This is a genomic window from Streptomyces sp. DSM 15324 (genome assembly GCF_001514285.1).
In the GTDB taxonomy this organism is placed as follows: Bacteria; Actinomycetota; Actinomycetes; order Streptomycetales; family Streptomycetaceae; genus Streptomyces.
Map to the genome: position 1 here is coordinate 35,723 of NZ_KQ949045.1, position 7,829 is coordinate 43,551.

Genomic DNA, 7,829 nt, shown 5'->3' on the forward strand with positions numbered 1-7,829 from the left:
TCGAGATCACGAACAGTGCATCAGTGATTCGGCATGTCATGTACTGATCATCAGCGCACCGTGTCGCAGTTCGCGTGCCGCACCCGCCCGTACGAGGAGAACCATGAACCCGCTGAAGCGGCTCGGCCGTCGCCGAGCCTCGCTCTTAGGCCTGCTGGCCGCGACCGTCCTGGTGACGCCCGGGGTCGCGGCCGGCGCACCCGACGCCGTCAGAGCCTCCACCCTGGGGGCCCAAGCGGCCCAGTCCGGACGGTACTTCGGAGCGGCCGTGGCCGCCGGAAGGCTCGGCGACGGCACGTACACCAGGATCCTGGACCGGGAGTTCAACTCGGTCACGCCCGAGAACGAGATGAAGTGGCAGACGACCGAGCCGTCCCGCGGCTCGTTCAACTTCGGCCCTGGTGACCAGATCGCCAACCGGGCGGCGTCCCACGGGCAGCGCGTACGCGGCCACACCCTGGTATGGCACTCCCAACTGCCGGGCTGGGTCGGCTCCATCAGGGACGCCAACACGCTGCGCAGCGTGATGAACAACCACATCACCACCCTGATGAACCACTACAAGGGCCGGATCCACTCCTGGGACGTGGTCAACGAAGCCTTCGCCGACGGCGGCAGCGGCCAGCACCGCCCCTCGGTGTTCCAGAACCTGCTGGGCGACGGCTTCATCGAGCAGGCCTTCCGCACCGCGCGCTCCGCCGACCCGGCGGCCAAGCTCTGCTACAACGACTACAGCATCGAGAACTGGAGCGACGCGAAGACCCAGGGCGTCTACCGCATGGTGCGCGACTTCAAGGCGCGCGGCGTGCCCATCGACTGCGTCGGCTTCCAGGCACACTTCGGCACCGGCGGCCCGCCCGCCAGTTTCCAGAGCACGCTGGCGAACTTCGCCGCCCTCGGCGTGGACGTCCAGATCACCGAGCTGGACATCGCGCAGGCGTCGCCGACCGCGTACGCGAACACGGTCAGGGCCTGTATGAACGTCGCGCGCTGCAACGGCATCACGGTCTGGGGCATCCGCGACAGCGACTCCTGGCGGGCCTCGGAGAACCCGCTGCCGTTCGACCGCAATGGCGGCAAGAAGGCCGCGTACAACGCGATCCTGACGACGCTGGGCGGCACGCCCGCCGCCACCCCTGGCACGCCGGCCGTCTCGCGCGGTGCCGTCGACGCCGCCGCGCTGCCCAGTCGTTACTCATGGAGCTCCAGCGGCACACTGATCGCGCCGAAGCCGGACGCGGCGCACAACATCGCCGGGATCAAGGACCCGACGGTCGTCCAGTACAACGGCAAGTACCACGTGTTCGCGAGCGTCGCCAGTCGCTCCGGCTACGGCCTGGTGTACCTGAACTTCAGTGACTGGTCCCAGGCCGGCTCGGCCACGCACCACTACCTGGACCGCACCGCCGTCGGAACCGGTTACCGGGCCGCACCGCAGGTGTTCTACTTCGCGCCGCAACGCCTGTGGTACCTCGTCTACCAGACCGGAAACGCCTCGTACTCCACCAACCCCGACATCAGCAATCCGAACGGGTGGAGCGCGCCGCGCAACTTCTACCCCTCGATGCCCGACATCATCCGGCGCAACATCGGCAACGGCAACTGGGTCGACATGTGGGTGATCTGCGACAGCGCCGACTGCTACCTGTTCTCCTCCGACGACAACGGACACCTGTACCGCTCCCGGACCGGGGTCGGCCAGTTCCCGAACGGCTTCACCAACACCGTCATCGCCGCCCAGGACGCCAACAGGAACGCCCTGTTCGAGGCGAGCAACGTGTACAAGGTGCAGGGCGGCAACCAGTACCTGCTGCTCGTCGAGGCCATCGGAACGGACGGCCGACGCTACTTCCGCTCCTGGACCTCGGGCGGCCTCGCCGGTTCCTGGACGCCCCTGGCCGCGTCCGAGGGCACCCCCTTCGCCCGGGCGAACAACGTCTCCTTCCCCTCGGGCGCCTGGAGCCGGGACATCAGTCACGGCGAGATGATCCGTGCCGGCTACGACCAGACACTCACCATTCCCGCCTGCCGGCTCCAGTACCTCTACCAGGGCCTGAACCCCAACGCGGGCGGCGAGTACAACCTCCTGCCGTGGCGGCTCGGCCTCCTGACCCAGACCAACTCGACCTGCTGACCGACCGTGCCGCGGGAAGCGCTTCCGACGGGAGCACTTCCCCCGCTCGCCGCCGACCTTCGGACGCACCCCTGTCAGAAAGCCGAGGTACCCGTCATGCGCCGTAGACTCCTCGCCCTGGCGGCAGCGCTCTCCTCGCTGCCGTTGGCGCTCGCCGCCGCCCCGTCCGCCCACGCGGCCGACCCGACGACCATGACCAGCGGGTTCTACGTGGACCCCGATTCCAGCGCCAAGCGGTGGGTCGCCGCCAACCCCGGCGACGGCCGGGCGTCCGCGATCAACGCCTCCATCGCCAACACGCCGACGGCCCGTTGGTTCGGCTCCTGGAGCGGCGCCATCGGCACCGCCACCGGCGCGTACGTGGGCGCCGCGGACGCCCGGGACAAGCTGCCCGTCCTCGTCGCCTACAACATCTACAACCGCGACTACTGCGGCGGGCACTCTGCGGGCGGAGCCTCCTCGCCGTCCGCCTACGCGAACTGGATCAATCAGTTCGCGGGTGGGATCGCCGGCCGCCCGGCCGTCGTCGTCCTCGAACCGGACTCCCTCGGGGACTACGGCTGCATGAGCCAGGCCCAGATCGACGAGCGCCGGGGCATGCTGAGCGGAGCGATCGCCGCGTTCAACCGCCAGGCCCCCAACACCTGGGTCTACCTCGACTCCGGCAACCCGGCCTGGGCGAGCGCGGCGACCATGGCCCAGCGCCTTCACGAAGCCGGCCTCCGGCAGGCCCACGGATTCTCGCTCAACGTCTCCAACTACCTGACCACGGCCGAGAACACCGCCTACGGAAACGCCGTCAACAGGGAACTCTCCGCACGGTACGGCTACACCAAGCCGTTCGTCGTGGACACCAGCCGCAATGGCAACGGCTCCAACGGCCAGTGGTGCAATCCCTCCGGCCGCCGTATCGGCACCCCCACCCAGCTGGGCGGAGGCGCCGAGATGCTCTTGTGGATCAAGGTCCCGGGCGAGTCCGACGGCAATTGCGGCGTGGGAAGCGGCTCCTCGGCCGGCCAGTTCCTGCCGGAGGCCGCCTACAAGATGATCTACGGCTACTGATCCGGGGGTGATGACGCGGCCACGGGCGGGGCCGCAGGCCGTGGTGGCCGCGGCCCGGCCCGGGCGTGCGGACTCGGCCGCCGCCGTCAGGCGCCGCGTCGCCATGATGTCGGCAACGTCCAGATCCCCGTCGGCCCTTCGGTCCGGCCGCACCGGGTCCACCGGCGGCGCGCCGCACCGGCACCGGGCCGGACGGCCCTCACGGGGCGTCCCGTTCGGCCTCTGCCACCCTCGAACGCCGATGCGTCATCGTGAGAAGGTGACGGTCGGGCACAGCCCGCACGGAGGGATGCACGTATGCCGAAACGCGGGGGCAGGGTGTGGTTCTGGCGTTGGCGGCGCAACCCGCTGCGGCGGCGCTCCGACATCGCCGAGGCGTGGGTCGGCGCCGCGGCGGCGGCGACGCTGCTCCTGACGGTCCCGGTGGTGGGTGTGGTGATGGCCGGGTTCGGCGAGCGCTCCGCTCTCGACCAGGCGCGGGGCCTGCACCGCACCGCCGCGCACCTCGTCGAGGACGCGCCCACGACACCGACGCGCTTCCGCGGGACGACGGACGTGTCGGTGCGGGCGGCCGTGCGCTGGACCGGGCCCGACGGCTCGTCCGTGACGGGTGAGGCGAAGGTGCCGTCGGGCAGCGGGGCGGGCTCCCCCACCACGGTGTGGCTCGACGACACGGGCCGCGTCCGGCCCACCCCGCCCACCCCGACCCAGGCGGCATCCCAGGGGGCGGCCCTCGGCGCCACCGCCGCGACGGTCGCCGGCCTGCTCGTCACGGGCGGCTGGTGGACCGCCCGCAAAGCGCTGGACGTGCGTCGCAGGCGCCAGTGGGAGCGAGCCTGGACCGATTTCGACACCGACCGGGGCCACCGGCATGCCTAGCCAGACCTCTCGCCGGTGGGTCTGGAGACGCACGTCACGGGTCAGGGAACGCGGCACGCGGCACGCGGCACGTGGCACGCGGGTCACGGCACGCGGTGGGGCCGGTACGTGCGTAGGGCTGCTGTGTACACGTCCACCGTGGCCGTCGCCGTCGTGGTCCAGCCGAAGGACCGGGCGTGGCGGACCGCGGCCTCGCCCATCCCGGCGGAGCGGGCCGGGTCGTCGGCGAAGGCGGACAGCGCCCGCGCGTAGTGCGCCGGATCGTGCCCCCGTACGAGGACGCCGCTCACCCCGTCGCGCACGGCCACCGGCAGACCGCCCACCGCGGCGGCGATCACCGGGGTGCCACAGGCCTGCGCCTCGACGGCCACCAGGCCGAAGGACTCGCTGTGGGACGGCATGACCAGCACGGACGCCGCCCGGTACCAGTCCGCCAGCCGGTCCTGGGCGACCGGCGGCCGGAACAACACGACGTCCGACACCCCGAGCCGGGCCGCCAGTTTCTGCAGGCCCTCCGGCCGGGTCAGACCGCTGCCGCTGGGGCCGCCCACCACCGGCACCACGAGCCGCTCCCGCAGGCCCGGCCGCTCCCGCAGCAGCCGCGCCACCGCGTGCAGCAGGACGTCCGGCGCCTTCAACGGCTGGATACGGCCCACGAACAGCGGGATCAGGGCGTCCGGCGGAAGGCCGAGCCGGGACCGGGCCGCGGCACGCCCGGCGTCGACCCCGCGGGCGTCGGGCCGGAAGCGCTCCAGGTCGACCCCGGGGTGCACGACGGCGACCCGGCCGGGGTCGGCGCCGTAGTGGCGGTGCAACTCCCCCGCTTCCTCGGCGGTGTTCGCTATCAGCCGGTCGGCGGCCCGCACGACCTCCGCCTCACCGGCCACCCGGGCCGCGGGTTCGGGGGTGTCGCCCTCGGCGAGACCGGCGTTCTTGACCTTGGCCATGGTGTGCATGGCGTGCACCAGCGGGACTCCCCAGCGCGCCGCGGTGAGCCGGCCGACGTGGCCGGAGAGCCAGTAGTGGGAGTGGACCAGGTCGTAGTGGCCGGGGCGCTCCCCCGCCCAGGCCTGGCTCACCCCGTGCGCGAAGGCGCAGAGCCGGGCGGGCAGTTCGTCCTTGGCGAGCCCCTCGTAGGGGCCGGCGTCCACGTGCCGGACCAGGACTCCGGGCGCGAGTGCGACGCGGGGCGGAAGCGCGGCCGAGGTGGTGCGGGTGAAGATCTCCACCTCGACGCCGAGCGCGGCGAGCCGTCTGGCGAGTTCCACGATGTAGACATTCATCCCGCCGGCGTCGCCGGTGCCGGGCTGGTGCAGGGGCGAGGTGTGCACGCTGAGCATGGCGACCCGGCGGGGGCGGTGCCGGCCGTCGGGCGGCCACGACGGGGGCCGGGCGACCCCGGCGCCGGCCGGGGTACGGCCGTACCCGCTCATCCGTCCCGTCCCCCCGCCGCGGCGCGGGCCCGCAGGTCGATGCGCTCCTCGCCCGTGTACACGTTCATCGAGGCACCGCGCAGGAAGCCGACGAGCGTCAGACCGGTCTCGGCCGCCAGGTCCACCGCGAGGGAGGACGGTGCCGAGACGGCCGCGAGCACCGGGATGCCCGCCATGACGGCCTTCTGGGCCAGTTCGAAGGACGCCCGGCCGGACACCAGCAGCACGCTCCGGGAGAGCGGCAGTCCGCCGGACCGCAGCGCGCGGCCGACCAGCTTGTCGACGGCGTTGTGCCGGCCGACGTCCTCGCGCAGGTCCAGCAGGTCGCCCTCCGGTGAGAACAGTGCGGCCGCGTGCAGCCCCCCGGTCCGGTCGAACACCCGCTGGGCCGCCCGCAGCCGGTCGGGCAGCACCGCCAGCAGTTCGGGGGCGACCCGGAGCGGCGGTGTGTCGGCGATCGGCCAACGCGCCGTCGTCCGCACGGCGTCCAGGCTCGCCTTCCCGCACAGACCGCAGGACGAGGTGGTGTAGACGTTGCGTTCGAGCGTGATGTCGGGCAGGGGCACACCGGGGGCGAGCCGTACGTCGACCACGTTGTACGTGTTCGAGCCGTCCCGGGTGGCGCCCGCGCAGTACACGATGTTCGCCACCTCCTCGGCCCGGCCCAGGACGCCCTCGCTCACCAGGAACCCGGCGGCGAGCGCGAAGTCGTCGCCGGGCGTGCGCATGGTGATGGCCAGTGGCCTGCCGTTCAGACGGATCTCCAGCGGCTCCTCCGCGACGAGGGTGTCCGGGCGCCTGCCCAACGCCCCGTCGCGGATCCGCAGGACGCGCCGTCGCTCGGTGACCCGTCCCATGGCCTCAGCACTCGATGACGTTGACGGCGAGGCCGCCGCGGGCGGTCTCCTTGTACTTGACCTTCATGTCGGCGCCGGTCTCCTTCATCGTCTTGATGACCTTGTCGAGGGAGACGTGGTGCCGCCCGTCGCCGCGCAGGGCCATCCGGGCGGCGGTGACCGCCTTGACCGCGGCCATGCCGTTGCGCTCGATGCAGGGGATCTGGACCAGGCCGCCCACGGGGTCGCAGGTGAGGCCGAGGTTGTGCTCCATGCCGATCTCGGCGGCGTTCTCCACCTGTTCCGGGGTGCCGCCGAGCACCTCGGCCAGTCCGCCGGCCGCCATCGAGCAGGCGGAGCCGACCTCGCCCTGGCAGCCGACCTCGGCGCCGGAGATGGAGGCGTTCTCCTTGAAGAGCATGCCGATCGCGCCGGCCGCGAGCAGGAAGCGGACCACGCCGTCCTCGTCGGCGCCCGGCACGAAGTCGAGGAAGTAGTGCAGGACGGCCGGGATGATGCCCGCCGCGCCGTTGGTCGGAGCGGTGACGACCCGGCCGCCCGCGGCGTTCTCCTCGTTCACCGCCATCGCGTAGAGCGTCACCCACTCCATCGCGCGGACCGCCGGGTCGCCCTCGCTGCGCAGCGCCCGGGCCGCGGCGGCGGCCCGCCGACGGACCCTCAGACCGCCCGGGAGGATGCCCTCGCGGCCCAGGCCCTTGGCGACACAGGCCCGCATGACGTGCCAGATCTCCAGCAGACCGGCGCGGATCTCCTCCTCGGTGCGCCAGGCCTTCTCGTTCTCCAGCATCAGCGCGGAGATCGACAGACCGGTCTCCTCGGTGAGGCGCAGCAGTTCGTCGCCGGTGCGGAACGGGTGGGGCAGGGGGGTGTCGTCGGGCTTGATCCGGTCGGCGCCGACGGCGTCCTCGTCCACGACGAAACCGCCGCCGACCGAGTAGTACGTCCGCTGCGACAGCGGCGCCCCCTCGGCGTCGTACGCGAAGAGGATCATGCCGTTGGCGTGGTAGGGCAGCGAGCGCCGGCGGTGCAGCACGAGCTGGGTCGCCGGGTCGAAGTCGATCGCGTGGGCGGGGCCGATCTCCGCGCCGAGGAGGCGGAGGCGCCCGGTGTCGCGGATCCGCTCCACGTCCAGTTCGGCCCGTGCGACGTCGACCGTGTGCGGCTGGTACCCCTCGAGGCCCAGCAGGACCGCCTTGGGCGTGCCGTGGCCGTGGCCGGTGGCGCCCAGGGAACCGAACATCTCCGCCCGGACCGCCGCGGTCTGCGCCAGCAGGCCGTCCTGCTTCAGCCGGGTGACGAACATCCCGGCGGCGCGCATCGGGCCGACGGTGTGCGAGCTGGACGGCCCGATACCGATGGAGAACAGGTCGAAGACGCTGATTGCCACGCCATACTCCGTGAGGTCGAAGGGGCATGCCGGGCGGAGACCGGCATGCCCCCGTGGGACGTTGTCGGTTACAGGCC

General features: G+C 72.3%; 6 protein-coding genes. 3 read left to right on the forward strand and 3 right to left on the reverse strand.

Going from position 1 to position 7,829, the window contains the following annotated elements; genetic code table 11:
- Nucleotides 1-103: 103 nt before the first annotated feature.
- The 3 genes from AQJ58_RS39535 to AQJ58_RS39545 all read left to right on the forward strand — a co-directional run bounded on the left by AQJ58_RS39535 (nt 104) and on the right by AQJ58_RS39545 (nt 4,075).
- Entirely contained in the window at nt 104-2,134 is a 2,031-nt protein-coding gene (locus tag AQJ58_RS39535) for a glycoside hydrolase (protein ID WP_067259404.1), read from the forward strand.
- Between the two features lie 96 nt (nt 2,135-2,230).
- Nucleotides 2,231-3,196 (forward strand): glycoside hydrolase family 6 protein, encoded by a 966-nt coding sequence (locus tag AQJ58_RS39540; protein WP_067259406.1) that lies wholly within the window; start codon nt 2,231-2,233, stop codon nt 3,194-3,196.
- Nucleotides 3,197-3,493: 297 nt separating this feature from the next.
- Nucleotides 3,494-4,075, forward strand: a complete 582-nt coding sequence (locus AQJ58_RS39545; RefSeq protein ID WP_067259408.1) for an Rv1733c family protein — start codon at nt 3,494-3,496, stop codon at nt 4,073-4,075.
- 83 nt (nt 4,076-4,158) lie between these two features.
- Here AQJ58_RS39545 and mshA read toward each other — a convergent pair whose 3' ends face one another.
- From mshA to AQJ58_RS39560, 3 genes are read right to left on the reverse strand one after another with little or no spacing between them, the layout of a single operon-like run.
- The gene (gene mshA, locus AQJ58_RS39550) at nt 4,159-5,508 is read right to left on the reverse strand and encodes a D-inositol-3-phosphate glycosyltransferase (protein ID WP_067259409.1); all 1,350 of its coding nucleotides are present in this window, start codon (nt 5,506-5,508) and stop codon (nt 4,159-4,161) included.
- Entirely contained in the window at nt 5,505-6,365 is an 861-nt protein-coding gene (fdhD, locus tag AQJ58_RS39555; RefSeq protein WP_067259411.1) for a formate dehydrogenase accessory sulfurtransferase FdhD, read from the reverse strand. The genes mshA and fdhD overlap by 4 nt, the downstream gene beginning before the upstream one ends.
- Before the next feature lie 4 nt (nt 6,366-6,369).
- Nucleotides 6,370-7,752 (reverse strand): L-serine ammonia-lyase, encoded by a 1,383-nt coding sequence (locus AQJ58_RS39560; RefSeq protein WP_067259413.1) that lies wholly within the window; start codon nt 7,750-7,752, stop codon nt 6,370-6,372.
- Nucleotides 7,753-7,829 lie beyond the last annotated feature (77 nt).

Coding starts and splice junctions, on each gene's coding strand:
- AQJ58_RS39535 (WP_067259404.1), top strand. CDS start 104: ATGAACCCGCTGAAGCGGCTCGGCCGTCGCCGAGCCTCGCTCTTAGGC.
- AQJ58_RS39545 (WP_067259408.1), top strand. CDS start 3,494: ATGCCGAAACGCGGGGGCAGGGTGTGGTTCTGGCGTTGGCGGCGCAAC.
- mshA (WP_067259409.1), bottom strand. CDS start 5,508: ATGAGCGGGTACGGCCGTACCCCGGCCGGCGCCGGGGTCGCCCGGCCC.
- AQJ58_RS39540 (WP_067259406.1), top strand. CDS start 2,231: ATGCGCCGTAGACTCCTCGCCCTGGCGGCAGCGCTCTCCTCGCTGCCG.
- fdhD (WP_067259411.1), bottom strand. CDS start 6,365: ATGGGACGGGTCACCGAGCGACGGCGCGTCCTGCGGATCCGCGACGGG.